Below are 26,335 nucleotides of genomic sequence, written 5' to 3' on the forward strand. Positions count from 1 at the left end.
CGCGGGGATCAGCCAGTGAACGCGCTGGCCCGGCGCATCCTGGACGCGCTGCCGCAGACGCAGTGCACACGCTGCGGCTATCCCGATTGCGCCGGTTACGCCGAGGCGATCTCTGCCGACGAGGCCGGCATTCAGCAATGTCCGCCGGGCGGCGCCGAAGGGGTGGCGCGCCTGTCGCGCCTGACCGGCCAACCGGTGCGGCCCATCGGCCCGCAGTTCGGCATCGAAGGCCCCCGCATGATGGCGGTGATCGACGAGGCCTGGTGCATTGGGTGCACGCTGTGCCTCGAAGCCTGCCCGACCGACGCGATCCTCGGCATCCACAAGCGCATGCACACCGTCATCGAGGCCCACTGCACTGGTTGCGAACTCTGCGTTCCTGTCTGCCCCGTGGATTGCATCTCGCTCGAAGTGGCCACGCCGGGGAAGAGCGGCTGGCAAGCCTGGTCGCAGGCGCAGGCCGACGAGGCGCGCATCCGCTATGAGGCGCATCGACGCCGACAAGGCAAAGACGACGAGCCGTCTGCAGCCTCGCCGCCCGAGGCCGCTGCGCCCGATCGCAAACGGGCGATCGTCGAAGCGGCGTTGGCGCGCGCACGTGCCGCCGCCGCGTCACGCACCGATCCGAAGGCACGCCCATGACGCTCGATACCCTGCTCCTCTACCTGATCGCCTCCGTTGCGCTGGCGATCACGCCGGGCCCCACCATGCTGCTGGCGATGTCCAATGGCATCGCCGGTGGCATGCGCGCCGCGGCCTGGGGCATCGCAGGCGCATCGCTGGGGGCTGCCATCCTGATCGCCGTCGTGGCGTTGGGGTTGGGTTCGTTGCTCGCAGCCTCGGAGTGGCTGTTCAATGCGATCCGCGTGGCCGGCGTCGCCTACCTGGTCTGGCTCGGCGTCAAGATGTGGCGCAGCGAGCCGATCGAGATCCACGCGGCGCTCGCCGCAACGGCCGCCGATGTCCTGAGCGGCCGCATTGCTTTCTTGCGCAGCCTCACGGTGGCGCTGTCGAACCCGAAGACCCTGCTCTTCTTCGCCGCATTTCTCCCGCAGTTCGTCGACACCGCCGGTCCACAAGGGCCGCAATACGCGGTACTCGGCGCCATCTTCATCGGCATCGACAGCTGCGTCATGATCGGGTACGCCGCCGCCGGCACACAGGCTGTGCGCTGGCTCTCGCGACGCAGCCTGCGCCTGCTCAACCGCGGTTGCGCCGCGGGCATGTGGCTGCTCGCGGCAACGCTGGCCGTCTGGCGCCGCCCCGGCGCCTGAAGTATTAGCCCGCGGCCAGTGCCGCGAAGGCCGTTACGACTTCCGGTGGTGCCTGCACCAGCTCGATCAACACCCCTTCGCCCGCGATCGGGAACGCCTCGTTGCCCTTGGGATGCAGGAAGCAGATGTCGAAGCCGGCCGCGCCCTTGCGGATGCCGCCCGGCGCGAAGCGCACCCCCTGGGCCGTGAGCCAGCCGACCGCGGCGGGCAGATCGTCGATCCACAACCCCACGTGATTGAGCGGTGTTGCGTGAACGGCCGGCTTCTTGTCGAGATCCAGCGGCTGCATCAGGTCGACCTCGACCTTGAAGGGGCCGCTGCCGATCGCGCAGATGTCCTCGTCGACGTTCTCGCGCTCGCTGCTGAAGCTGCCGGTGACCTCCAGTCCCAGCATGTCGACCCATAGCTTGCGCAGCCGCATCTTGTCCGGCCCGCCGATCGCGATCTGCTGGAGGCCCAGTACCTTGAAAGGGCGCTCTTGCGACGTTTTCATGCGATGGTCTCCTTCACGTGAATTCCAGGATCACCTGGTCCACCGCGAGCGACTCGCCCTTGCCGGCCGAGATGCTGCCGACCACGCCGTCCTGCGAGGCGAAGAGCACGTTCTCCATCTTCATCGCCTCGATCACCGCAAGCTTTTCGCCGGCTTGCACCTGCTGGCCCGGCTGCACGGAGATTTCGACCAGGAGCCCCGGCATCGGCGACATCAGGAACTTGCTGAGATCGGGCGGCGCCTTGTAGGGCATGAGCTTGAGCAGCCTTGAGCCCCGCGGCGACAGCACCAGCGCCTCGATCTGCTTGCCGTTGTGCGCGATGCGCAAGGCCAGGGGATTCTTGCCGACACCGCGCTCGACCTGCGCCGTGAAGCCACGGCCGTTCACGCTGCCTTCGACCCGGATGCTGCCCAACCCGGCCTGGCTTTCGATCTTGTAGGTGTTCGCGCCCACCGTCACCGCGCTCGAACCCGTGGGGCCCTGGTAGTCGGTGACCGTCACGGGCTGATGCACATGCTCCCCCTTGGCGTCGAGGACGACCACCACGAACTGCTCCCCCACCTTCACGCCATGCCCCTCGAGCTGGCCGCTGATGCGCGAAGCCCGCGCGCGGTAGCGCCGATGCATGTAGGCGGCGAGCGCCACCAGGAAGTCGGGCTCGTCGTGGGGCACGTCCTCGGCGCGGAAGCCCTTGCCGTAGTGCTCGGCGATGAAGCCGGTATTGAAGGCCCCGCTCACGAAGCTGGCATGCGCCAGCAACGCGGCCTGGAACGGGATGTTGCTGCTGATGCCGCGGATCACGAAGCCGTTGAGCGCCTCGCGCATCAGCGCAATCGCGTGTGTGCGGTCACGCCCATGCACGATCAGCTTGGCGATCATCGAGTCGTAGAACATCGGGATTTCGCCGCCGTCGTAGACGCCAGTGTCGACGCGCACGCCATACAAGTGCTCCGTGTCCGCGGAGAACATCGTCTCCTTCGGCGGCTGGAACCGCACCAGGCGACCGGTCGACGGCAGGAAGTTCCGGAACGGGTCTTCCGCATTGATCCGGCACTCGATCGCCCAGCCCTCGCGCTTCACGTCCTCCTGCGCCAGCGGCAGCCTCTCGCCGGCGGCGACACGGATCATGAGCTCGACGAGGTCCAGCCCGGTGATCGCTTCCGTCACCGGATGCTCCACCTGCAGCCGCGTGTTCATCTCCAGGAAGTAGAAGCTCTGGTCCTTGCCGACCACGAACTCCACGGTGCCCGCGCTCTGGTAGTTCACCGCCTTGGCGAGCGCCACAGCTTGCTCGCCCATGGCCTTGCGAGTGGCCTCGCTGATGAAGGGCGAAGGCGCCTCCTCGATCACCTTCTGGTGGCGGCGCTGAATCGAACATTCGCGCTCGTTCAGGTAAATCACGTTGCCGTGCGCATCGCCCAGCACCTGGATCTCGATGTGGCGCGGCTCCTCGACGAACTTCTCGATGAAAACGCGGTCGTCGCCGAAGCTGTTGCGCGCTTCGTTGCGGCAGGAGGTGAAGCCTTCGAACGCGTCCTTGTCGTTGTGGGCCACGCGCAGGCCCTTGCCGCCGCCGCCCGCCGAGGCCTTGATCATGACCGGATAGCCCACGTCTCGCGCGATCTCGACTGCGCGCTCCGCCGTTTCGATCGCGTCGTTCCAGCCGGGGATGGTGTTGACCTTGGCCTCGTTCGCGAGCTTCTTCGAGGCGATCTTGTCGCCCATCGCAGCGATCGAGTAATGCTTGGGGCCGATGAAGACGATGCCCTCCTCCTCGACCTTCTTCGCAAAACCCTCGTTCTCGGACAAGAAGCCATAGCCGGGATGGACCGCCTCTGCGCCCGTCTTCTTGCACGCCGCGATGATGCGATCGGCTTGCAGATAGCTCTCGCGGCTGGGCGAGGCACCGATGTGCACAGCCTCGTCGGCCAGCTCGACATGGCGTGCATCCTTGTCGGCGTCGGAATAGACGGCAACGGTGATGATGCCCATTTTTCTTGCGGTCTTGATGACACGGCAGGCGATCTCGCCGCGGTTCGCAATCAGGATTTTCTTGAACATGTTGTGGTCCCCACGTCTTCAGAGCGGAATGTTCCCGTGCTTGCGCCACGGGTTGTCGAGCTTCTTCTCGCGCAGCATGACCAGGCTGCGGCAGATGCGCTTGCGCGTCTCGCTGGGCAGGATCACGTCGTCGATGTAGCCACGCGTGCCGGCCACATAGGGATTGGCGAAGCGGGCCTTGTACTCGGCCTCGCGCGCGGCCAGCTTCTCGGGATCGTTCTTGTCCTCGCGGAAGATGATTTCTACCGCTCCCTTGGCACCCATCACCGCGATCTCGGCGCGCGGCCATGCCAGGTTGACGTCGCCGCGCAGGTGCTTGGAGGCCATCACGTCATAGGCGCCGCCGTAGGCCTTGCGAGTGATGACGGTGATTTTCGGCACCGTGCACTCGGCATACGCGTAGAGGAGCTTGGCGCCATGCTTGATGATGCCGCCGTATTCCTGGCTGGTACCGGGCATGAAGCCGGGCACATCGACGAAGGTGACGACCGGAATGTTGAAGGCGTCGCAGAAGCGCACGAAGCGCGCCGCCTTGATGGACGACCTGATGTCGAGGCAGCCGGCCAGCACCAGCGGCTGGTTGGCAACGATGCCGATGCTCTGCCCATCCATGCGCGCGAACCCGATCACGATGTTCCTTGCGTAGTCGGGCTGCAGCTCGAAGAACTCACCGTCGTCGACGACCTTCGTTATCGCCTCCTTGATGTCGTAGGGCTTGTTCGGGTTGTCAGGCACCAGGGTGTCGAGCGACAGGTCGGCACGATCGGCCGGGTCGCCGCTGGGCCGCACGGGCGGCTTTTCGCGGTTGTTGAGCGGCAGGTAGTTGTAGAGCCGGCGCAGCATCATCAGCGCCTCGACGTCGTTCTCGAAGGCCATGTCGGCCACGCCGCTCTTGGTGGTGTGGGTGGTGGCGCCGCCCAGTTCCTCGGCCGTGACGTCCTCGTGCGTCACCGTCTTCACCACCTCCGGGCCGGTAACGAACATGTAGGAGCTATCGCGCACCATGAAGATGAAATCGGTCATGGCGGGCGAGTAGACGGCGCCGCCGGCGCAGGGCCCCATGATCATGCTGATCTGCGGCACCACGCCGGAGGCCATCACGTTGCGCTGGAACACCTCGGCATAACCGCCGAGCGAGGCCACGCCTTCCTGGATGCGCGCGCCGCCCGAGTCGTTGAGGCCGATGACGGGCGCGCCCACCTTCATCGCCTGGTCCATCACCTTGCAGATCTTCTCGGCGTGGGCTTCGCTGAGCGCGCCGCCGAAAACGGTGAAGTCCTGGCTGAAGACGAACACGAGGCGGCCGTTGATCATGCCGTAGCCCGTGACCACGCCATCCCCCGGAATCTTCGTTTCGGCCATGCCGAAGTCGCTGGAACGGTGTTCGACGAACATGTCCCATTCCTCGAAGGTGTTGTCGTCGAGCAGCAGCTCGATGCGCTCGCGCGCCGTCAGCTTGCCCTTGGCATGCTGCGCGTCGATGCGCTTCTGCCCGCCACCCAGGCGCGCCTGGGCGCGCCGCTTTTCGAGTTGTTCGAGGATCTCTTTCATGGTCCTGTTCCGGAAGTGATGTTGATGTGTTCTTCGACGCGCTGGCCCTGTCGCGCCTGCCCCGCCTGCGCTGCGAGCAGGTTGCGTGCCGCCGTCGAGGCGGGCAGCGTGCCCGCCCCCACCTGGGCCAAGGTCTGCGGGAGCAGCTCGCGCACTTTCGGGTGCTGGCGGAAGGCCTGCTTGAGGCCCGCGTCGATGCGTTCCCACATCCACGCGAGCGCCTGCTTCTCGCGCCGTGCGGCGGTCTTGCCGGTGGCGGTCTGCAGGGCCTTGAACTCCAGCACGGTGTCCCAGAAGCCGTCGACGCCCGTGCCCAGCAAGGCACTGGATTGAATCACCCTGGGTTGCCACTGACGCAGCGCCGTGTCCGCAGCGCCGTGCACGACATGCGCATGCACCGGGTTGCCGTGGTGGCCGAAAAGCCGCAGCGCGGAGGTGATCTGCGCCTGCGCGCGCGTCGCCGCATCGGGGTCGATGTCAGCCTTGTTGATGACCACCAGGTCTGCCAGCTCCATCACGCCCTTCTTGATTGCCTGCAGGTCGTCGCCGGCATTGGGCAGTTGCAGCAGCACGAACATGTCGGTCATGCCCGAGACCGCGGTCTCGCTCTGGCCGACACCCACGGTCTCGACGATGACGATGTCGTAGCCGGCGGCTTCGCAGACCAGCATGGCCTCGCGCGTCTTCTCGGCCACGCCGCCCAAAGTGCCGCTCGACGGACTGGGACGGATGTAGGCGCGCTCGTGCACCGAGAGTCTTTCCATGCGCGTCTTGTCGCCGAGGATGGAGCCGCCGGAGACGGTGGACGAGGGGTCGATGGTGAGGACTGCCACGCGATGGCCGCGATCGATCAGGTACAGCCCCAACGTCTCGATGAAGGTGGACTTGCCGACGCCGGGCACGCCCGAGATGCCCAGGCGGAAGGATCTGCCGGTGCGAGGCAGCAGCGCCGTCAACAGTTCATCGGCTTGCGCGCGATGGTCGGCCCGCGTGGATTCGAGCAGCGTGATGGCTTTCGCGATCGCGCGCCGCTGTCGGGGACCGACGCCGTCCGCCAGCGCTTCGGCTGTCACGACGCTTCGAGCCGCGGCCGACATGCTCAAGCCGCGACCGCCGCGCGAATCTGCTCCAGCACGTCCTTCGCACTGGCCGGAATCGGCGTCCCCGGCCCGTAGATGCCCTTGACGCCGGCCTCGTAGAGGAACTCGTAGTCCTGACGTGGAATCACGCCGCCGACGAAGACGATGATGTCGTCGGCGCCCTGCTTCTTCAGCTCCTCGATGATGGCCGGCACCAATGTCTTGTGCCCCGCGGCCAGGGTGCTGACGCCCACCGCATGCACGTCGTTCTCGATCGCCTGGCGCGCGCATTCCTCGGGGGTCTGGAACAGCGGGCCCATGTCGACGTCGAAGCCCAGGTCGGCGAAGGCCGTAGCGACGACCTTGGCACCGCGGTCGTGGCCGTCCTGGCCGAGCTTGGAGATCATCACGCGCGGACGCCGGCCCTGCTCCTCGGCAAACCCGGCAATCTCCTTCTGCAAGGCCTCCCAGCCTTCGGCCGAGTCGTAGGCCGCGGCGTAGACGCCGGTCACCTTTTGGGTGTCGGCGCGATGGCGGCCGTAGACCTTCTCGAGCGCATCGCTGATCTCGCCCACGGTCGCGCGCAGGCGCACGGCGTCGACGCTCAGCGCCAGCAGATTGCCCTCGCCGCTCTCGGCCGCCGTGGTCATCGCGTCGAGCGCGGCCTGCACCTTGGCACTGTCGCGCTTCTCGCGCACTGCCTTGAGCCGGGCGATCTGGCTGTCGCGCACCTTGACGTTGTCGATCTGCAGGATGTCGTGCGTGTCCTCGCTCTGGAGCTTGTACTTGTTGACGCCCACGATCACGTCCCGCCCCGAATCGATGCGCGCCTGCTTGTCGGCCGCGGCCGCCTCGATCTTGAGCTTGGCCCAGCCGCTGTCCACGGCCTTGGTCATGCCGCCCATCGCCTCGACCTCCTCGATGATCGCCCACGCCGCGTCCGCCATATCCTGCGTGAGCTTTTCCATCATGTAGCTACCGGCCCAGGGGTCGATCACGTTCGTGATGTGCGTCTCTTCCTGGATGATGAGCTGCGTGTTGCGCGCGATGCGCGCGCTGAACTCGGTGGGCAGGGCAATCGCCTCGTCCAGCGCGTTGGTGTGCAGGCTCTGCGTGCCGCCGAAGACCGCGGCCATGGCCTCGATGGTGGTGCGCACCACGTTGTTGTACGGGTCCTGCTCCGTCAGGCTCCAGCCGGAAGTCTGGCAGTGGGTGCGCAGCATCAGGCTCTTCGGGTTCTTGGGGTCGAACTCCTTCATGATGCGGCACCAGAGCAGGCGTGCCGCGCGCATCTTCGCAACCTCCAGGTAGAAGTTCATGCCGATGGCCCAGAAGAAGCTCAGCCGCCCGGCAAAGCCGTCGACATCCAGCCCCTTGGCCAGCGCCGTCTTCACATACTCCTTGCCGTCCGCCAGCGTGAAGGCCAGCTCCAGCGCCTGGTTGGCACCGGCCTCCTGCATGTGGTAGCCGCTGATGGAGATGGAGTTGAACTTCGGCATCTTCTGCGCGGTGTACGCAATGATGTCGCCGATGATCCGCATCGAGGGCTCCGGCGGAAAGATGTAGGTGTTGCGGACCATGAACTCCTTGAGGATGTCGTTCTGGATGGTCCCCGAGAGCTGGTCCTGCGCCACGCCCTGCTCCTCGGCCGCGACGATGTAGCCGGCCAGCACGGGGAGCACGGCGCCGTTCATCGTCATGGAGACGCTGACCTTGTCCAGCGGGATCTGGTCGAACAGGATCTTCATGTCCTCCACGCTGTCGATGGCCACGCCGGCCTTTCCGACGTCGCCGGTCACGCGCGGATGGTCGCTGTCGTAGCCGCGGTGGGTCGCCAGGTCGAAGGCCACGCTCACGCCCTGTCCGCCGGCGGCCAGCGCCTTGCGATAGAAGGCGTTCGATTCTTCGGCGGTGGAGAAGCCCGCGTACTGCCGGATGGTCCAGGGGCGCACCGCGTACATCGTGGCCTGCGGTCCGCGCAGGTAGGGCTCGAAGCCGGGCAGCGTGTCGCTGTACTTCAAGCCCTTGAGATCGGCCGCGGTGTAGAGCGGCTTGACCGTGATGCCGTCGGGCGTGATCCAGTTGAGCGCCTGCACGTCGCCGCCAGGCGCGGACTTGGCTGCAGCTTTGGCCCAGGCTTCGAGGGTCGCGGTCTGGAAGTTCGGTTCGGGTTTGCTGCTCATTGCGCGGGCTTTGCGAGGGTGGAAGGGAAACGTCCGCGCAGGCGCGTGACGAGTTCGGTGCGAGTCTAACTCATCTGTAATTATTAATTCAAACTCTCGGCGTTGCGGTACATTTCGCGCATGTCCGCCCTCACCCTGACCCCGCGCGCCCTCTACGAAGAGGTGGCGGAGCTGCTGCGCCAACGCATCTTCAATCGCGAGCTCGAGCCGGGCAGCTGGATCGACGAGCTCAAGCTCGCTGAGGAATACGGAATCAGCCGCACGCCTCTGCGCGAGGCGCTCAAGGTGCTGGCGGCCGAAGGCCTGGTGACGATGAAGGTACGGCGCGGCGCCTACGTGACCGAGGTGTCGGAGAAGGACCTCGCCGACGTGTATCACCTGCTGAGCCTGCTCGAGAGCGACGCAGTGGGCGTGTTAGCTGAACGGGCCTCCAGCGCGCAGTTGGCCGAACTCGAAGCGCTGCATGCGGAGCTCGAAGCGGCCGCCGTGCCAGGCAAGGTGGACCGCGCCCACTTCTTCGCCATCAACGAACGCTTCCACATGCGCATCCTGGCGATGGCCGACAACCGCTGGCGCGACCAGATGGTGGCCGACCTGCGCAAGGTGATGAAGCTCAATCGCCACAACTCGCTGCTCAAGGCCGGCCGCATTGCGGAGTCGCTCGCGGAGCACCGGGCGATCATGGCCGCGATCAAGGCACGCGACGGGGCCGGCGCCATGGCGCGCATGCAGGAGCACTTCCGCAGCGGCCTGGAAGCAGCGAACTGAATCCCCTCAGTCGGCGGGCGACGCCGTGCCGATGTCGGCATTGATCCGCTGCAGGGTCTCCAGCAGCTTCGGCGCGATGCGCGCCACCATCGTCTCGCGCGGCAGCAGGTAGGCCGGCCCGCCACAGCTGCAGGCGTAGCGCTCGCCGCGCGGTCCGCGCAGCGAGAAGCCCAGCGCATGGATGTGCGGGTGCCACTCGCCGAAGGAGCTGCAATAACCCAGTCGCGCGTGCTCCTGGAGCCCCGCCATGACGCGCGGCTCCAGCGCGGCCCAGTTCTCGCCGCTGGCGAGCCGGATCTGGTCCAGCAACTCGGCCTGCTCGCCCGACGGCAGCGCCGCGAGGTAAGCCCGTCCGGCCGCCGAGGTGGCGATGGTCATGCGCGAGCCCACGTCGATGCGCGAGCTGATCATGGCCGAGCGCGGACGCAGCGAATCGATGATCAGCATGTCCAGCTCGTCGCGCACGCCCATGTGGACGCTGGCGCCGGCGAACTCCGCCAGCGCCAGCAGGCGCGGCCGGGCCACCCCCCGCAGATCGAAATGCCGAAGGTAGCGGTTGCTCATGTCCAGCAGTGCGGGGCCCAGGCTGAAGCGCTCGCTGTCGGGCGCCTGCCGCAGGTAGCCGCTCGCAACCAGCGTCGCGGCCAGGCGAGAGACCGTCGGCTTCGGAATGCCCGTCGCATCGGCCAGCTCGCGGTTGCTCAACGGGCCGGCCGCGTCGCCAACCACCTTCAGCACTGCCAAGCCCCGTGCCAACGCGCTGACTTCGGCTCCTGCTCCTTGCTCAGCCATGAAATCCAGCTTTTTTAAAACAATGTTTCATATTTTTGTTGACTTGCCTACTCTAGTCGATATTATTTCAAAACAATGTTCCATTAACACAAATCCGATGAGACAAGACACATTCACCACCACCCGTCGCCGAGTCTTGCTGGCCGGCGCCACCATCGCAGTCGCCGGCCTGGGCAGCAGCCTCGAGGCCGCAGCCCAGGAGTTTCCTAAGGGCCCCGTCAAGATCATCATCCCGTTCGCGCCTGGCGGGCCGACCGACACGGTAGGCCGGCTCATCGCGCAGAAGCTGCAGGAAATCTGGGGACAGCCGGTGATCGTCGACTACAAGCCCGGCGCCGGGACCGCTATCGGCGTGGACTTCGTCGCCAAGGCACCGCCCGACGGCCTGACCTTCGGCATGGTGAATTCTTCCTTCGCCGTGAACCCGTCGCTTCGCAAGAACCTGCCGTACGACACGGTGAAGGACCTCGCAGCCATTACGCAGATCGCGAACCTGCAGCTGGCGATGGTCGCCAGGCCCGACGCCCCTTTCAATACCGTGCCCGAGCTGATCGCCTATGCCAGGAAGAACCCGGGCAAGCTCACCTACGGCACGCCCGGCGCCGGCAGTACCACGCACCTGGGCGCCGAGCTCCTGAAGCGCGAGGCCCGCTTCGACATGCTCCACTCGCCCTTCAAGGGCAGCGCGCCGGCGCACACCGAGCTGATGGGCGGGCGCATCGACATCGTGGTAGATCCTTTCCTGTCGATCCTGCCCTACGTGAAGGCCGGCCGGATGAAGATGATCGCCACGCTCGGCGACAAGCGCGTGGCCGGCTTCAATTACCCGACCGTGGCCGAGACGCTCCCCGGCTTCAACGTCAACGCGCTGCTGGGATTCGTTGCGCCGCACGGCACACCCATGGCCGTCATCCAGAAGATCCAGGCTGACACGGAAAAGGTGCTGCGCACTCCCGACATCCGCAAGCGCATCGAGGAACAGGGCATGGAGGTGGTCGCCTCCAGGCCCGAGCAGTTCGAGGCCTTCGTGCAATCCGAGATGAAGCGCTGGGCCCGCGTGATCAACGAAGCCGGCATCCAGGCCGAATAACCCGTTCCCGAGACCTCCCATGTCCCTCCGACTCAAGCCCCTGCATCCCCTGTTCGCCGCCGAAGCCAGCGGCATCGACATCGCATGTCCGCTGTCCGACACCGAGGTGCGCCAAATCAACGCCGCGATGAATGAATACGCCGTGCTGGTGTGGCGCGGCCAGCCGCTGACGGGCCAGCAGCAGATCGACTTCGCCAAGTCCTTCGGCCCGCTGGACCTGGGCCTCAAGAAGGTCTTCAAGCGCAAGGAGAGGCTGGAGGACGAGCGCCTGATCGACATCTCCAACGTCGATGCCGAAGGCAACGTAGCGCGGCGCGACTCGCCCAAGAACCTCTCGAACTTCGCCAACCAGCTCTGGCACAGCGACAGCTCCTTCCAGGATCCGCGCGCCGCCTACTCGATGCTGCAGGCGCTGGTGCTGCCGAGCTGGGGCGGCAACACCGAGTTCGCCGACCTGCGCGCCGCCTACGACGCCTTGCCCGATCGCACCAAGGCCGAGGTCCAGGACCTGCGCTCCGAGCACTATGCGCTGCACACGCGCATCCTGCTGGGCGATGAGGCATACACCGACGACCAGAAGAAGGCCATCCCGCCCGCAGTCTGGCCGCTGGTCCAGACGCACCCAGGCTCGGGACGCAAGCTGCTCTTCGTCGGCGTGCATGCGCGGCAGGTCATCGGCTGGCCCACGGCCGAGTCACGCATGTACCTGCAGGACCTGCTGGAGCACGCGACCCAGCGCGAGTTCGTCTACCGCCATGAATGGCAGGTCGGCGACCTGGTGATGTGGGACAACCGCAGCACTCTGCACCGCGGCCGGCGCTACGACATCGCCGAGCGGCGCGAGCTGCGCCGCACCACCATCGAGGATGTGCCCGAGGCGCGGCTGATGGCGGCCTGAGGCTCAGGCGGCGGCCGCCTCCGCCGGCTCATGGGCAATCGCCATCACCGCGTGGGGCGGCAGCGCCTTGAGCCGGTGGTCGCTCCAGACCTGGCGCCAGCGACGCGCGCCCGGCAGCCCGTTGCGCAGGCCCAGCATGTGGCGCGCGATGTTCGACCACGCCGTGCCGTGCTCGGCCGCTTCGCGAACCATGTAGTCGCACATCCTGCGCTCCACGTCCTCGCGCGTGAGGACGGAGGGCGGCTGGCGGTAGAAGACCTCGTCCCATTGCGCGAGCCACCACGGGTTGTGGTACGCCTCGCGCCCGATCATCACGCCGTCCAGCAGCCGGAGATGCGCCTGCATCTGCGCGTTGTCGTTGAAGCCGCCGTTGATGGAGATGGCGAGCTCGGGGAAGTCATGCTTGAGCCGATGCACCAGCTCGTAGCGCAGCGGCGGCACCTCCCGGTTCTGCTTGGGCGACAGGCCCTTCAGCCAGGCATTGCGTGCATGGACGATGAAGGTCCGGCAGCCGGCTTCGCTCACCATGCCGACGAAATCGCGCACGAATTCATAGGACTCCGTCTTGTCGATGCCGATGCGGTGCTTGACCGTGACCGGCACGCTCACCACGTCGACCATCGCCTTCACGCAATCGGCCAGGAGCTGCGGCTCGTTCATCAGGCAAGCGCCGAAAGCGCCGCGCTGCACGCGCTCGCTGGGACATCCGCAATTGAGATTGATCTCGTCGTAGCCCCAGTCTTCGCCGAGCTTTGCGCAATGCGCCAGGTCGGTCGCCTCGCTGCCGCCCAGCTGGAGGGCGACCGGATGCTCCTGGGCGTTGAAGCGCAGATGGCGCGGCACGTCACCATGCATCAGGGCACCGGTGGTCACCATCTCGGTGTAGAGCAAGGCGCGGCGTGTCAGCAGCCGGTGAAAGTAGCGGCAATGGCGGTCCGTCCAGTCCATCATGGGCGCAACCGAGATGATCTTTTCGTTGTCGTTCAGCAAACCGGACTCACCATTTCAACCGTGGCAGGCCCCGTAGTTTCTCACGCGATCCATGCGCTGACCGCAGTGGAGACGCCTCTCAGGGCCGACCGGCCGGCCAAAAAAAAGGCTCGCACGAAGCGAGCCAAATGATTGCCTTTGCAGCAATCCCCCAGAGAAACCATGAACGTAGTTTGCGCCGATTCCGCCAGGACGCGCGTGAAGAAATAGACGGAAGCGTGGCCGCACCCTGATGCTTTGTCGCAGGCATGGCAGATCCTGCAATTTTTTGCGCGACTCGGCCCTCGAGACCACGGCACCCGTGCCGGTTGACCTGCTTCTCGGGCCGGATCTCGTTGATCACGCGCACCTCGCCATGGCCGCGTAACATGCCTGGAGGCGGTCGCCGGTCGATCGCCCTCTCCCGATCTCCGCACGTGCCGCTCGCCGATTTCCATCTTGCCGTCAGTGGCTGGTTCAGCCGCAGCTTTCCCGTGCCCACGAAAGCGCAGAAAGCCGCCTGGCCCGCCATTCGCGCCGGGCGCCACACGTTGGTCGCGGCACCCACCGGCTCGGGCAAGACCCTGACCGCCTTTCTCGCCGCGCTGGACGGGCTCGTGCGCCAGGGCCTCGCGCCCGGGGGCCTGCCGGACGAGACCGCCGTGTTGTATGTCTCGCCCCTCAAGGCGCTGTCCAACGACATCCGCCTGAACCTCGAAGCGCCGCTGGCGGGCATCCGTACCGAGCTGGCGGCACTGGGCTTGCCCGACGTGGAGATCCGCAGCGCCGTGCGCACCGGCGACACACCTTCCAGGGAACGCCAGCAGAACCTGCGCAAGCCACCGCACATCCTCGTGACCACGCCCGAGTCGCTCTACGTGCTGCTCGGCTCGGCTTCGGGCCGGGGCATGCTGTCCACCGTGCGCACGGTGATCGTCGACGAGATCCACGCCATCGCCGCAGGCAAGCGGGGCAGCCATCTGTCGCTCTCGCTGGAACGGCTGCAGTCGCTGTGCGGTCGGCCGCTCATCCGCATCGGCCTGTCGGCCACCCAGAAGCCGATCGCCGAAGTCGCGCGCTTCCTGGTGGGCGCGGGCCACGTGCATGAAGGTGTTGCCGACTGCGAGGTCGTCGACATCGGCTACGCCAAGGAACGCGACCTCGCGCTCGAGCTGCCCCCGCAGCCACTGGGCGCAGTGATGACCCACGAGCAATGGGACCAGGTGTATGCGCGCGTGGCCGAGCTGGTGCTGCTGCATCGAACCACGCTGGTCTTCGTCAACACCCGCCGCATGGCCGAACGCGCCGCCCGCCATCTCGGCGAGCGCCTGGGCAAGGACGCGGTCGCTGCGCACCACGGAAGCCTCGCCAAGGAGGCGCGCCTCGAAGCCGAGCAGCGCCTCAAACGCGGCGAGCTCCAGGTGCTGGTGGCGACCGCCTCGCTGGAGCTCGGCCTGGACATCGGCGACGTGGACCTCGTGTGCCAACTGGGCTCGCCGCGCTCCATTGCCACCTTCCTGCAGCGCGCCGGACGCTCGGGCCATTCGGTGGGGGGCACGCCCAAGGCGCGCCTCTTCCCGCAGTCGCGCGACGAGTTGGTCGAGTGCGCCGCCCTGCTGGACTGCATCCGCCGCGGCGAGCTCGACGCCCTGCGCGTGCCCACCGCCCCGCTCGACGTGCTGGCACAGCAGATCGTGGCCGAGACCGCCTGCCGCGAATGGGACGAGGACGCGCTGTTCGCCCTGGTGCGCCGCGCCTGGCCCTATGCACAGCTCGCACGCGAGCAGTACGACGCCGTGGTGCGCATGCTGTCCGAGGGCTTCGCCACCCGCAATGGCCCGCGTGCCGGCTATGTGCACAAGGACGCGGTGCACCACCGGCTGCGCGAGCGCCGCGGCGCCCGTCTTACGGCCCTGACCTCGGGCGGCACCATTCCCGAGACCGGCGATTACAGCGTGGTGCTGGAACCCCAGGCACACCCGATCGGTACAGTGAACGAGGACTTTGCCGTCGAGAGCCTGGCCGGCGACGTGTTCCAGCTCGGCAACACCAGCTATCGCATCCTGCGCATCGAGACTGGCCGCGTGCGCGTGGAGGACGCGCAGGGCGCAGCGCCCAACATCCCCTTCTGGCTGGGCGAGGCGCCCGGGCGCAGCGACGAGCTCTCCTTCGGTGTCTCGCGGCTGCGCGAGGAACTCGGCGAACACATCGCCGTGCACGGCGCCGACAGTGCCGTTCGATGGCTGCAGGCGGCCATCGCGCTGTCCGAGGATGCCGCTCGCCAGCTCGTCGACCACCTGGCGCGCACGCTCGCCATCCTCGGCGTGCTGCCGACGCAGCGGCAGATCGTCCTCGAGCGTTTCTTCGACGAGACGGGGGCCATGCAGCTGGTCATCCACTCGCCGTTCGGCAGCCGCCTCAACCGCGCCTGGGGGCTGGCGCTGCGCAAGCGCTTTTGCCGCAAGTTCAACTTCGAGCTCCAGGCCGCGGCCACCGAGGACGCGATCGTGCTGTCGCTGTCGACCAGCCACAGCTTCGCCCTCGATGAGGTGGCGCGCTACCTGCATTCGGCCACTGCGCTCGATGTGCTTGTGCAGGCCCTGCTGGACGCGCCGCTCTTCGGTGTGCGCTGGCGCTGGAACGCGACCACCGCGCTGGCGCTGCCGCGCTTCGTCGGCGGCCGCAAGGTGCCGCCGCAGCTGCAGCGCATGAAGTCCGAGGATCTGCTCGCCAGTGTTTTTCCCGACCAGGTGGCCTGCGCCGAGAACCTGGCCGGCGAGCGCGAGATCCCCGACCACCCGCTGGTCGCGCAGACGCTGGACGACTGCCTGCACGAGGCGATGGACGCCGAAGGCTGGCTGCGCCTGCTGCGCCGCATGGAGGCTGGCGAGGTACAGGTGACGGCGTGCGACTTGCCCGCCCCCTCCCCGCTCGCGGCCGAAGTCCTCAACGCGCGCCCCTATGCCTTCCTCGACGACGCCCCGCTGGAGGAGCGGCGAACGCAGGCCGTGCAGAGCCGGCGCTACGCCGATCCCGAGAGTGCGGACGATCTGGGCCGGCTCGACGCAGACGCCATCGAGAGTGTCCGTGAGGAAGCCTGGCCGCATCCGCGTCATTGCGACGAAATGCACGAAGCGCTCAACGGCCTGGCCGCGCTCACCGATGAAGAGGTCGCGCGCGATGCGGCGTGGACACCGTGGCTTGCAGCGCTGGCCGAGGCAGGCCGCGCGACCCGCCTTCTACCGGCGGGCCCGGGCGCGGGCCTGTGGGTAGCGGCTGAACGCCTGTCGCTCGCACGCGCGCTTTATCCTTCGGCCGTCTTCCAGCCCGCCATCGAGCCACCGGTCGAGTACGCCCAAGGCCCGTCGACGCGCGACGAAGCATTGCGCGAGCTGCTGCAGTCGCGCTTGGGCGGGCTCGGGCCGGTGTCCACGCACGTATTGGCGCGACAGCTTCAGCTGCCCGAGACCGAAGTCGAGACGGCATTGCTCGGCCTGCAGGGCGAAGGCGTCCTGTTGCAGGGGCGCTTCACCCCCGGTGCCACCGAGCCCGAATGGTGCGAGCGCCATCTGCTGGCCCGCATCCACCGCTACACCCTCAAACGACTGCGGCGCGAGATCGAGCCCGTCGAGCCGCGCGACTTTGCGCGATTCCTGTTCGAGTGGCAGCATGTGAGCGCCGCGTCCAGAGTCAACGGTCCCGAGGCGCTGTCCGGCGTGCTGACCCAACTCGAAGGCTACGAGGCGCCGGCCGGAATATGGGAGGCCGAGTTGCTGCCGGCCCGTGTGAACGACTACGCCAGCGCCTGGCTCGACGATCTCTGCACTGCCGGCCGCGTGATGTGGTCGCGCCTGCGCCCCACTGCGCCCGAGAGCCGGACCGGCCGCGCCGGCAGCTCGCTGCGCGCCACGCCGATTCTCCTGCTCCCACGCCGCAGCGCTGCACTCTGGACCCAGCTCGCGCCTGTGCCCGTCGACGATGCTGGGCTGGGCTCGCGCGCGCAGCGCGTGGCAGCCTGGCTCGGTGAGCACGGCGCTTCTTTTTTCGACGAGATCGCAGACGGCAGCCGTCTGCTGGGCACCGAACTCGAGGATGCGCTGTCCGAACTGGTGGCGCGCGGCCGCGTGCGCTGCGACAGCTATGCGGGCCTGCGGGCGCTGCTGGTGCCGGCCTCGAAGCGCTCGGCCTCCCATTCGCCCCATCGTCGTCGGCGCGGCGCCCTGTTCGGCATCGAAGACGCCGGCCGCTGGTCGCTGGTGCGGCCGCCGGGAAGCAACAACGCGGTTCCCGACGCGATCGAGCAGGTCGCGCGCGTGCTGCTGCGGCGCTACGGCGTGATGTGCTGGCACCTGATCGAGCGCGAGGCCGCATGGCTTCCACCGTGGCGCGACTTGGTGCGCAGCTACCGGCGGCTGGAAGCCCGCGGCGAAATCCGCGGCGGCCGCTTCATCGCCGGGCTGTCGGGCGAGCAGTTCGCGCTGCCGGAGGCGATCGGGCTGATGCGCAACGTGCGCCGGCAACCACCGGATGCAAGGCTGATCTGCCTCTCGGCGGCCGACCCCGCCAATCTGCTCGGAAGCGTTCTGGCAGGCGACCGGGTGCCGCGCGTGCCGGGCTCGCGCGTGCTCTACAGGGACGGCGAGCCCATTGCGACCAGCATTGCGGGCGAGATCCGGATTCTCGCGCCGCTGGACGAGGCGTCGGAGAGGGAGGCGCGCAAGGCGCTGACGCTGGACCCGGCATGGCGCTCGTTGTCCGTAGCCGCCATGGCCGCCCCGGGCTGAGGAATGGGCGGGCGTCCTCCGCGGCTGCGCACATCCTTGGAGCCTGGGCGCCGGCGGCGCAGAGGAGGCGACAGTCAGTCGCGGCGTGCTCCTACAACCAAAGCCTCGATGCTCGCCAATGCTCCACATTCTCGGCAGACATGGAGGATTTCTGATGACCAGCGAACCGGCATGTCCAGCCGATGCCTGCCGTAGTTTGCGCGTGCTGGTGGTGGAAGACGACCCCGAGGTTCTGGAAGCGTCCCTGGAAGCACTTGAACTGCTCGGCCACTGGGCGACGGGCGTACGCAGTGCCGAAGGCGCGATCGATCGCTTCCTTGAAGGTGCCTTCGACGTGCTGATGGCCGACATCGGACTGCCCGGACTCTCCGGTCTGGAGCTGGCGGACAAGCTGCAGACCCGCTGCGGATTGCCGATCATCTTCGCGACCGCAAGCCAAGCGCCCGAGAGGCCGATCGCCGGCGCTTTCTGGCTGTGCAAGCCCTTCAGCATCGAGCAACTCGGCGATGCCTTGCGCCAAGCTGCTCGCCTTCGCCCAGCCTCGGCTTCCCCTTCGATGCTCCCGGCAGCGCCCGGCTCTCTTTCGTCGGGCGCGCTTCTGGCACGCTGAAGCGAGCCATGCCTGTCGTGGGCACCGGCCGCCGATTCAACCCCGCTGGCAGCTCGCGTAGACCAGCGCCAGGTAGTCGGCGTGCTTGCGAAGACTCTCCAGCTGCTGCAGCGTGTTGCCCTCGATAGGATCCTTGGGATCCAGGCGGAGCTCACCGTCGGGCATGAGGATGAAATGGGTCTTCCCACCCGGGCTTCCGCCCGGATCCTGCGCGCTGACATAGCCGCAGGCCGTTCCTGTTGCCTTGTTGTAAAAGACACCTGAGAGGTTTGCCGTACGGGGTTGGGGCAGCCTGCTCTTCACGCGTGACTCAACCTGCCACACCGGCCAGTAGAACCACCAGGCGCCGACGCAACCAGCAAAGATCGAGACACTGGCAAGCAGGCAAACGAAGACTCTCATGGCGTGTCCTTGTCATCGGGTTGCACGAACTGCATCGCAAACCGGCCTAACGGGGTCAGTTCCGTCACCGTCGCCGTCCCGACGCGGCCGGCCGCCGCGGAAAACGATGCCTTGACCCAGCCGCCATCCTTCAGGATGCGCAACGCCTCGATGTCCTCCATCGACGTGAAGACCATCGGAAGCGGTCCTTTCGCCACTCGCTGAAGCACCTTATAGGAGGACAAGGGTGCCTCCGCAGTCCCGCTGGAAATGCGGTCGGGTTTTCGTCTCGGCACGTGAAGGCATGTAGCCAATTGTAATTTCATGTAGTACTTACAGGCTACTCTTCTTGTGCGGCATTTCACGAAATAGACGCGTGCAGACATCTCCAGGGTGCGGGCGCCGCCGAGCGCCATCGAGAGCAGCCCAAAACATGAAGAAGTTGCGGATGCCGCGTGCGTTTGCCCGTCCCTGCCCGCCGTGGGCTGGCGCTTTGTGTAGTCTTGATTCGTTAGGCTTGCGAGCGTCGCCGAGGCTCGCTCATGCCGAATGGAGGCAGACATGCACGACTCTTTGACGCCTATCGACACGTCGTTCGACCAATGGACGCGGCTGTCGGACGCCTTCAAACAACACCTCTCGCGCATGAAGGAAGGGGACGACGAGGCGCGCGCCGAAGCCATTCGCCTGGCGCGGGAACTCGACGCACTCACCCGCCTGCTCACCCGCGAGCTGAACGCTGGATTGAACAGACCCTGAACCCGGGAGAGCGGCGCCTCGACTCGCCTGTCCCCATCTCTGACAACCAATCTCCACCCTTCGAGACGAAAAGCGAAGCACGGGTCCGAGGGCCGCGAGATTCTGACGGATTGTTTCCGTCAGCCAAACACCCTGATTCCCAAACGCTAGGGTTTTCACCTAGTTTCGGGTGCAAACTTGATCCCACAGAGCAGCCATTCACTGTTCTGAGTGAACAGGGCACCGAGCGTGGTGGTCGTCCCCCTTTGGACGCCAACCCCACCCAAGACCGGTTCGAAATCAATCCCAAGTCATTCGCAAGGAACTGAAATGAAGACCTCAAATATCATCGCCGCAGCCGCTCTTTCGCTTCTCGCCGCCGCTGGCGCTCAAGCCGAAACCTACGAAGGTGTGCAAGCACCGGTGTCGGCGAACAGCCGCGCCGACGTGAGGACCCAGGCGGTTGTCGCCGCGCACAGCGAGAACCCGTACGCCGAAGGCGTCTCGTCGCGCGTCGCGCCCATCTTGACCGCCTCTGCCGCGCGTGACGTGGTCCGCAATGAGGCCGTGGCCGCCGCACGCGGCCCCAACCCCTACGCCGAGGGCTATGGGCAAGGCGCCACGCCGGTGCTGGCGAGCACCGTCGACCGGGCCGCAGTTCGCGCCGAGGCGCGCGCCGCCGCTCGCGGCCAGCAACTCGCGCTTTAAGCGCCTCGCGCACCGCGCAGCAAGCCGGGTTCATGCGAAATGCATGAACCCGGCTTTTTTCTTCTGTCGCGAAGCCGCGCCGGCATCGAGAATGCCCATGCTCCGAGACCCGGAGCGCGGCACAATCTCGTTCAGCATGACGCAGCAACTGCCCCACCCTGACGACCTGAGCGATGCGGAACTCGCGGAACAGGCCCACGCTTGGCGGCGCCTGGCGCTCCGCGGCGACCGCACCGCGCGCGCGCCCGCACACGCCTACGAGACCGCACTTCGAGAGCGCGTGCGCGCCTCGATGGCCGCCGAACTGATGGCCAGCGCCTCCGCCGCCGGGCCCGAACCCAAGCGCCCGTGGTGGCGCCGCTTGTGGCCGCTTTCGGACGAGCGCGTCACCTCCTGATGCGCCGGCAGCGCACCGCCCACGCAAGGCTGCCGGCATTTCATGAGGGCTTTTCCTACGGCACGCGGATCCGGCGGAGCCTAAGCTGAGTCTCGTCAAAAACTAGCGTGATTGAGGAGGCACCGTGAAGCACTTCGTCCTCGACTCCCACATGTGCGCAGCTTTCGGGGGCGCGTTCTACCCGACGGGCCATTCGATCGTGATGTTCCCGAAGGCCGAAGACGCCAGCAGCGTCGGGCACCAGTTGATCGACCGCGGCTTCAGCGGCGACGAGGTCTACCTGATTCCGCCCCCCACGATGCTCTCCCAGATCTCACCGACCGTCCGGGAGGACTCCGATACGCCTCTGCCTTCCGCCGGCACCGATGGGGCCACTGTGAGGGTCTACACCAAGCTGGCCCGAGAAGGCCACACGGGCCTTCTGGTCAAGACCGAGAACCGCGCCGCGGCCGAACGCCTGATGGAGGTTGTCCGCACCGTGCCCTACTCGGTGGCCGAGCGCTACTGTCGGCTGGTCATCGAAGATCTCTGATATGAAGCAGCCTCGCCGGATCAGGCCGGCGTGGCCCGGCTGAGGACGGCGCGCGCCATCGACTGCGCGAGTTCCTGCTCGCCCAGGAAGACGGTGGCCTCGACCTCCTGCGTCAGCAAGCGCGCCTCGTCCTCGTTGTGGCTTCGGATCACGGTCTGGATTGCGGGATTGAGCGTGCGCGAGGCCTCGATCATCTGTCGGACATTGATGGCATCCGCGGTTGCCACTACCAGCACGCGCGCCCGCGCAATATGCGCCTGGATCAGCACGGCCGGGTCCGCCGCATCGCCCCACACCGCCGCCCGCCCCTCGGCGCGCAGTTTCTCGACCAGCTCCCGGTTCTGCTCCACCACCACGAACGGAAGATCGTGGGCCGCGAGTTCTGCTGCGATGCGCCGACCCACCCGGCCATAGCCGACCAGCACCACCTGGCGGGACAGGTACTTCGCTTCGGTGCTCATCGGCAGCTCGGCCAGCGGGTCGTCGCGCTGGGCGAGCCCGCGCGCAAGGCGCGAATGCGCATGCAGCCACTTCTGCAGCGGCCCGACGAGGCCGAACCACAGCGGATTGCTCGCGATCGAGATCAGCGCGCCGGCCAGCAGCAGGCTCTGGCCCTCTTGCGGAAGCAACCCCAGCGAGACCCCCAGCGCGGCGAGGATGAAGGAGAACTCGCCGATCTGCGCGAGGCTTGCGCTCACCGTCAGCGCCGTCCCCAGCGGATAGCGAAGGAGCAGCACCAACGCGCAGGCAGCGACCGACTTGCCCAACACGATCACCAGCACCACGGCGAGGACCTGCAGCGGGCGCTCGACCAGCACCGAGGGATCGAACAGCATGCCGACCGAGACGAAGAACAGCACTGCGAAGGCATCGCGCAGCGGCAGCGATTCCTGCGCCGCCCGATGGCTGAATTCGGACTCGCGCATCACCATGCCGGCGAAAAAGGCGCCCAGCGCGAAAGACACGCCGAACAGTGCCGCCGAGGCGAAGGCGATGCTCACCGCCGCAGCGACCACGCACAGCGTGAACAACTCGCGCGAACCGGTTCGCGTGACCTGCCACAGGAGCCAGGGAAAGACCCGACGCCCCACCACCAGCATCAGGAACACGAAGCCGCCGACCTGCAGCAGCGTGAGTCCGAGCGTCTGCCAGAGCGGTGCCGCGTCCGAGCGCGCCGCGCCGTTGCCCAGCGCCGCGCCCAAAGGGGGCAGCAGCACCAGCACCAGCACCATCGCGAGGTCTTCCACGACCAGCCAGCCCACCGCGATGCGGCCGGTGAAGGAATCGAGCAGCCCCAGGCTTTCGAGGGCCCGCAGCAGCACCACCGTGCTCGCCACGGAGAGCGCCAGCCCGAAGACCAGCGCGCCGCCCGGGCTCCAGCCCCACCAGCTCGCGAGCGCGCCGCCCAGCAGCGTCGCCACGGCCATCTGCACAAGCGCGCCGGGCAGCGCGATCTTGCGCACCGCAAGCAGGTCATCGAGCGAAAAATGCAGGCCGACGCCGAACATCAGCAGCATCACCCCGATCTCGGCCAGCTGCGCGGCGATGCCCGCGTCGGCCACGAAGCCCGGGGTGAAGGGGCCGAGGATCACGCCCGCAATCAGATAGCCCACCAGCGCCGGCAAGCGCAGCCGTGCCGCCAGGAAGCCGAGGATCAGCGCCAGGCCAAGACCCGCGGCGATGGTATTGATCAGGGAAACGCTGTGGGGCATCGACTTGCATTGTGCAAGAGCGAGCCCCGCCTCTCGTCAATGCCCCGCCATTGTCGCGGTGCGCGCGTTGACCAGTTCTTCCGGTTCCTGGGCCTCGATCCAGCTCTCGTTGTTCAAGGCGGCCCGCAGCCGCGCCTCATCCAGTTCGCCGGTCCATTTGGCAACCACGATCGTGGCCACGCCGTTGCCGATCAGGTTGGTGAGCGCCCGGGCCTCCGACATGAAGCGGTCGATGCCCAGGATCAAGGCCAGGCCGGCCACCGGCACATGCCCGACGGCCGACAGCGTGGCCGCGAGCACGATGAAGCCGCTGCCCGTGATGCCGGCAGCGCCCTTCGACGTCAGCAGCAGGACCGCGAGCAGCGTGATCTCCTGCATCAGCGTCATCGGCGTGTTGGTCGCCTGCGCGATGAAGACCGCCGCCATCGTCAGATAGATCGACGTGCCATCGAGGTTGAAGGAATAGCCGGTGGGGATCACCAGGCCCACGCATGTCTTCCTCGCGCCCAGGTTCTCCATCTTCTCCATCATGCGCGGCAGCACCGATTCGGACGAGGAGGTGCCCAGCACGATCAGCAGCTCCTCCTTGATGTACTTGACGAACTTCCAGATGCTGAACCCGTGGAAGCGTGCGATCAGCCCGAGCACCACGAAGATGAAAAGCAGGCACGTCAAATAGAAGGTGCCCATCAGCTTGCCCAGGGAAAACAGCGTGCCGACGCCGTACTTCCCGATAGTGAATGCCATCGCCCCGAAGGCACCGATCGGCGCCAGCTTCATGATGTAGCCCACAATCGTGAAGAGCACGTGCGAGCCCTTCTCGATCACGTCGAACACGAGCGTGCCGCGGCCGCCGAATCTGTGCAGCGCAAAGCCGAAGAGGATCGCGATCAGCAGCACCTGCAAGATCTCGCCCTTGGCGAAGGCATCCACGACAGTGCTGGGAATGACGTTGAGCAGGAAATCGACCGTCCCCTGCATCTTCCCGGGCCCGGTGTAGGCGGCGATCGCCTTGGTGTCCAGCGTCGCCGGGTCCACGTTCATGCCAGCCCCGGGCTTGAGCACATTGACCAGCACCAGCCCGACCAGCAGCGCGATGCTGCTCACGATCTCGAAGTACAGCAGGGCGAGCCCACCGGTCTTACCGACCTTCTTCATGTCCTCCATGCCGGCGATTCCGATCACCACCGTGCAGAAGATGATCGGCGCGATGATCATCTTGATCAGCTTGATGAAGCCGTCGCCCAGCGGCTTCATCGACTCGCCGACCGAAGGGTAGAAGTGCCCGAGGAGCACGCCGATGACCACCGCGGTGATCACCTGCGCGTAGAGCGAGCGGTAGATCGGAAGCTTGGTCTTCGGTGCAGGCACGGCGGCGGGAGCGGGATCGGTGGCGATGGCCATGAAAATCTCCTGTGTGCGTGTGGTGCGGGAGAAAGCTCCGAATGCCACTGTAGTCCCGCCCCAAACAAAAAAGACCCGCCGGGGCGAGTCTTTTTGGGCAGGCCTCGTGGCGCGCCTCAGTGCATGTGCAGGCCACCGTTGACCGAGAAGTCGGCCCCGGTGGAGTAGCCGCCCTCGTCGGTCGCGAGCCACGCGATGATCGAAGCGATCTCGCTGGGCTCGCCGAGCCGCTTGACGGGAATGGTGGCCACGATCTTGTCGAGCACCTCCTGGCGGATGGCGCGAACCATGTCGGTGCCGATGTAGCCCGGGCTCACGGTGTTCACCGTCACGCCCTTGGCCGCCAGCTCCTGCGCCAGCGCCATCGTGAAGCCGTGCATGCCGGCCTTGGCGGCCGAGTAGTTGGTCTGGCCGGCCTGGCCCTTGGCGCCGTTGACCGAGCTGATGTTGATGATGCGGCCCCAGCCCTTCTCGACCATGTCGCCCACCACCTGCTTGGTGACGTTGAACATGCTGTTGAGGTTGGTCTCGATCACCGCGCTCCAGTCCTCGGGCGTCATCTTCAGGAACATGCGGTCGCGCGTGATGCCGGCGTTGTTGACCAGCACGTCGATGCTGCCATGCTCGGCCTTGGCCTTGGTGAAGGCCTCTACCGTCGACTGCCAATCGCCGACATTGCCGACCGAGGCATGAAAGTCGAAACCCAGCGCCTTTTGTTCCGACAGCCATTTGGCATGGTCGCGCGTGGGGCCGCACCCGGCGATGACATTGAACCCATCCTTGTACAGGCGTTGGCAAATGGCCGTACCAATGCCCCCCATGCCGCCGGTGACGTATGCAACTTTCTTGCTCATGATTTTCCCTCGATGTTGACGCGCCTGAAAAGGCGCTGTTCACTGTAGCCAAGTTTTCCACGGGCTCCGGCTCAGGAAAACACTGACCCCTCAATGCAACGGGGTGTCACAGCCCCGCCCAGATGCTGCGGTCCCTATCGGAAAAGGCAGGCTGCCATGAAACTCGTGACCTGGAACACCCAGTGGTGCCGCGGCCTCGACGGCGTGGTGAGCACAAAGCGTATCGTCGACTGCGCGCGCGCCTTGGCCGACTTCGATGTGCTGTGCCTGCAGGAAATCGCCTCGGGCTACGAGCGTATGCCGGGTGCCCCCGGCAACCAGCCGGCGGAGCTGGGCGCGCTGCTGCCGGGCTTCCGGCTTTTCTTCGGCGCCGCCGTCGAGGAGTTCGACCGCGAGAGCCGCCCGCAGCGCTTCGGCAACCTCGTCGCCACGCGCCTGCCGGTCTCCCTGGTCCGGCACCATCCCCTGCCATGGCCGCCAGACCCCACGGTGAGCAGCATGCCGCGCATGTGCACGGCGGTAACGCTGGCCAGCCCCGAACTGGGCACCGTGCGCGTGATGACCACGCATCTCGAGTACTACTCAGCCGTACAGCGCCGCGCCCAGGCCCAGGCTTTGCGCGCCCTCCACATCGAGGCCTGCCAGCAGGCCGCAGCGCCGCCTGCCGCAGCCTTCGACGGCTCGCCTTTCCAGCCCAAGCCTCACACGCAGCACGCCATCCTGTGCGGCGACTTCAACATGGAGGCCAGCGACCCGGCCCATGCGGAGATCCAGCTGCCGTTCACCGCCCCCGCCCTGCCTGCCGGCGGAGCGCCCGACAAGCGCCTGCAGGACGCCTGGCCGCTTGCGCATCCAGAGCGACCGCGCGATCCCACCTTCAGGCTGTTCGACGAGACCTACGGCAAGGTCCCCGCCGCCTTCGACTTCGTGTTCGTCAGCGACACCCTGGCACCACGCGTGCGGCGCATGGAGGTCGATCTGCAGACGCGCGCCTCCGACCACCAGCCGGTGATGATCGAGCTCGGCGACTGAGCGCGCCAGAGCCCCGGCGCGTTC

Annotated in this window: 24 protein-coding genes; 12 read left to right on the forward strand and 12 right to left on the reverse strand. The window is 66.8% G+C overall.

All coding sequences use genetic code 11. The features are described from left to right. The first annotated feature begins 15 nt into the window (after positions 1–15). Both G3W89_RS19460 and G3W89_RS19465 read left to right on the forward strand, forming a co-directional pair. Positions 16–642 carry an RnfABCDGE type electron transport complex subunit B gene (locus G3W89_RS19460; RefSeq protein WP_162575721.1) on the forward strand — a complete coding sequence of 209 codons (627 nt, stop codon included), beginning with the start codon at positions 16–18 and terminating at the stop codon, positions 640–642. Then, on the forward strand, positions 639–1,274 hold the full coding sequence (locus G3W89_RS19465; protein WP_162575722.1) for a LysE family translocator: 636 nt from the start codon (positions 639–641) through the stop codon (positions 1,272–1,274). Before G3W89_RS19460 ends, G3W89_RS19465 begins: the two co-directional genes overlap by 4 nt. Positions 1,275–1,278: 4 nt before the next feature. Here the strand turns inward: G3W89_RS19465 and G3W89_RS19470 are convergent, their stop codons facing one another. Genes G3W89_RS19470 through scpA form a run of 5 tightly spaced genes read right to left on the reverse strand, consistent with a single transcriptional unit; the run spans position 1,279 to position 8,642 of the window. Then, a complete protein-coding gene (locus G3W89_RS19470; RefSeq protein ID WP_162575723.1) occupies positions 1,279–1,767 on the reverse strand; it encodes a VOC family protein in 489 nt (162 codons plus the stop codon). Between the two features lie 13 nt (positions 1,768–1,780). Then, positions 1,781–3,829: an acetyl-CoA carboxylase biotin carboxylase subunit gene (locus tag G3W89_RS19475; protein ID WP_162575724.1), complete on the reverse strand. Its 2,049-nt coding sequence runs from the start codon at positions 3,827–3,829 to the stop codon at positions 1,781–1,783. Between the two features lie 18 nt (positions 3,830–3,847). Next, on the reverse strand, positions 3,848–5,380 hold the full coding sequence (locus G3W89_RS19480; RefSeq protein ID WP_162575725.1) for an acyl-CoA carboxylase subunit beta: 1,533 nt from the start codon (positions 5,378–5,380) through the stop codon (positions 3,848–3,850). Beyond that, on the reverse strand, positions 5,377–6,453 hold the full coding sequence (gene meaB, locus G3W89_RS19485) for a methylmalonyl Co-A mutase-associated GTPase MeaB (RefSeq protein ID WP_232076638.1): 1,077 nt from the start codon (positions 6,451–6,453) through the stop codon (positions 5,377–5,379). Before meaB ends, G3W89_RS19480 begins: the two co-directional genes overlap by 4 nt. Positions 6,454–6,479: 26 nt before the next feature. Then, positions 6,480–8,642: a methylmalonyl-CoA mutase gene (gene scpA / locus G3W89_RS19490; protein ID WP_162575726.1), complete on the reverse strand. Its 2,163-nt coding sequence runs from the start codon at positions 8,640–8,642 to the stop codon at positions 6,480–6,482. A gap of 120 nt (positions 8,643–8,762) precedes the next feature. Here scpA and G3W89_RS19495 point away from each other — a divergent pair, with 120 nt between their 5' ends. Next, entirely contained in the window at positions 8,763–9,410 is a 648-nt protein-coding gene (locus G3W89_RS19495; RefSeq protein ID WP_162575727.1) for a GntR family transcriptional regulator, read from the forward strand. 6 nt (positions 9,411–9,416) lie between these two features. Here the strand turns inward: G3W89_RS19495 and G3W89_RS19500 are convergent, their stop codons facing one another. Beyond that, positions 9,417–10,202: an IclR family transcriptional regulator gene (locus G3W89_RS19500; RefSeq protein WP_162575728.1), complete on the reverse strand. Its 786-nt coding sequence runs from the start codon at positions 10,200–10,202 to the stop codon at positions 9,417–9,419. A gap of 97 nt (positions 10,203–10,299) precedes the next feature. On the opposite strand from G3W89_RS19500, the gene G3W89_RS19505 reads away from it, so the two are divergent. Both G3W89_RS19505 and G3W89_RS19510 read left to right on the forward strand, forming a co-directional pair. Further along, a complete protein-coding gene (locus G3W89_RS19505) occupies positions 10,300–11,292 on the forward strand; it encodes a tripartite tricarboxylate transporter substrate binding protein (protein WP_162575729.1) in 993 nt (330 codons plus the stop codon). A gap of 19 nt (positions 11,293–11,311) precedes the next feature. Further along, positions 11,312–12,190, forward strand: a complete 879-nt coding sequence (locus G3W89_RS19510; RefSeq protein WP_162575730.1) for a TauD/TfdA dioxygenase family protein — start codon at positions 11,312–11,314, stop codon at positions 12,188–12,190. A 3-nt stretch (positions 12,191–12,193) separates the two neighbouring features. Here the strand turns inward: G3W89_RS19510 and dusA are convergent, their stop codons facing one another. After that, positions 12,194–13,180: a tRNA dihydrouridine(20/20a) synthase DusA gene (dusA, locus tag G3W89_RS19515; RefSeq protein WP_269474978.1), complete on the reverse strand. Its 987-nt coding sequence runs from the start codon at positions 13,178–13,180 to the stop codon at positions 12,194–12,196. Positions 13,181–13,548: 368 nt separating this feature from the next. On the opposite strand from dusA, the gene G3W89_RS19520 reads away from it, so the two are divergent. Together G3W89_RS19520 and G3W89_RS19525 are read left to right on the forward strand one after the other, a co-directional pair. Next, complete coding sequence (locus G3W89_RS19520; protein ID WP_162575731.1) at positions 13,549–17,943, forward strand: DEAD/DEAH box helicase; 4,395 nt, start codon at positions 13,549–13,551, stop codon at positions 17,941–17,943. 154 nt (positions 17,944–18,097) lie between these two features. After that, on the forward strand, positions 18,098–18,553 hold the full coding sequence (locus tag G3W89_RS19525; protein ID WP_162575732.1) for a response regulator transcription factor: 456 nt from the start codon (positions 18,098–18,100) through the stop codon (positions 18,551–18,553). A 36-nt stretch (positions 18,554–18,589) separates the two neighbouring features. On the opposite strand, the gene G3W89_RS19530 is transcribed toward G3W89_RS19525, so the two are convergent. Continuing rightward, a complete protein-coding gene (locus G3W89_RS19530; protein WP_162575733.1) occupies positions 18,590–18,955 on the reverse strand; it encodes a hypothetical protein in 366 nt (121 codons plus the stop codon). Next, on the reverse strand, positions 18,952–19,497 hold the full coding sequence (locus G3W89_RS19535; RefSeq protein WP_162575734.1) for a hypothetical protein: 546 nt from the start codon (positions 19,495–19,497) through the stop codon (positions 18,952–18,954). The genes G3W89_RS19530 and G3W89_RS19535 overlap by 4 nt, the downstream gene beginning before the upstream one ends. On the opposite strand from G3W89_RS19535, the gene G3W89_RS19540 reads away from it, so the two are divergent. The 4 genes from G3W89_RS19540 to G3W89_RS19555 all read left to right on the forward strand — a co-directional run bounded on the left by G3W89_RS19540 (position 19,496) and on the right by G3W89_RS19555 (position 21,309). Beyond that, complete coding sequence (locus tag G3W89_RS19540) at positions 19,496–19,693, forward strand: hypothetical protein (RefSeq protein WP_162575735.1); 198 nt, start codon at positions 19,496–19,498, stop codon at positions 19,691–19,693. The genes G3W89_RS19535 and G3W89_RS19540 overlap by 2 nt on opposite strands. Before the next feature lie 309 nt (positions 19,694–20,002). Continuing rightward, positions 20,003–20,380, forward strand: a complete 378-nt coding sequence (locus tag G3W89_RS19545) for a helicase SNF2 (protein WP_162575736.1) — start codon at positions 20,003–20,005, stop codon at positions 20,378–20,380. Between the two features lie 91 nt (positions 20,381–20,471). Continuing rightward, complete coding sequence (locus G3W89_RS19550) at positions 20,472–20,777, forward strand: hypothetical protein (protein WP_162575737.1); 306 nt, start codon at positions 20,472–20,474, stop codon at positions 20,775–20,777. A gap of 124 nt (positions 20,778–20,901) precedes the next feature. After that, positions 20,902–21,309: a hypothetical protein gene (locus G3W89_RS19555; RefSeq protein WP_162575738.1), complete on the forward strand. Its 408-nt coding sequence runs from the start codon at positions 20,902–20,904 to the stop codon at positions 21,307–21,309. A 20-nt stretch (positions 21,310–21,329) separates the two neighbouring features. Here G3W89_RS19555 and ybaL read toward each other — a convergent pair whose 3' ends face one another. From ybaL to phbB, 3 genes are all read right to left on the reverse strand, one after another. Then, positions 21,330–23,021, reverse strand: coding sequence for a YbaL family putative K(+) efflux transporter (ybaL, locus tag G3W89_RS19560; protein WP_162575739.1), 1,692 nt, complete (start codon positions 23,019–23,021; stop codon positions 21,330–21,332). A gap of 36 nt (positions 23,022–23,057) precedes the next feature. Next, entirely contained in the window at positions 23,058–24,425 is a 1,368-nt protein-coding gene (locus G3W89_RS19565) for a dicarboxylate/amino acid:cation symporter (protein ID WP_162575740.1), read from the reverse strand. 116 nt (positions 24,426–24,541) lie between these two features. After that, positions 24,542–25,279: an acetoacetyl-CoA reductase gene (gene phbB / locus G3W89_RS19570; RefSeq protein ID WP_162575741.1), complete on the reverse strand. Its 738-nt coding sequence runs from the start codon at positions 25,277–25,279 to the stop codon at positions 24,542–24,544. A gap of 156 nt (positions 25,280–25,435) precedes the next feature. On the opposite strand from phbB, the gene G3W89_RS19575 reads away from it, so the two are divergent. Then, positions 25,436–26,311, forward strand: coding sequence for an endonuclease/exonuclease/phosphatase family protein (locus G3W89_RS19575; protein WP_162575742.1), 876 nt, complete (start codon positions 25,436–25,438; stop codon positions 26,309–26,311). Positions 26,312–26,335: the final 24 nt, after the last annotated feature.

Source organism: Variovorax sp. PBL-H6 (genome assembly GCF_901827155.1).
In the GTDB taxonomy this organism is placed as follows: domain Bacteria; phylum Pseudomonadota; class Gammaproteobacteria; order Burkholderiales; family Burkholderiaceae_C; genus Variovorax.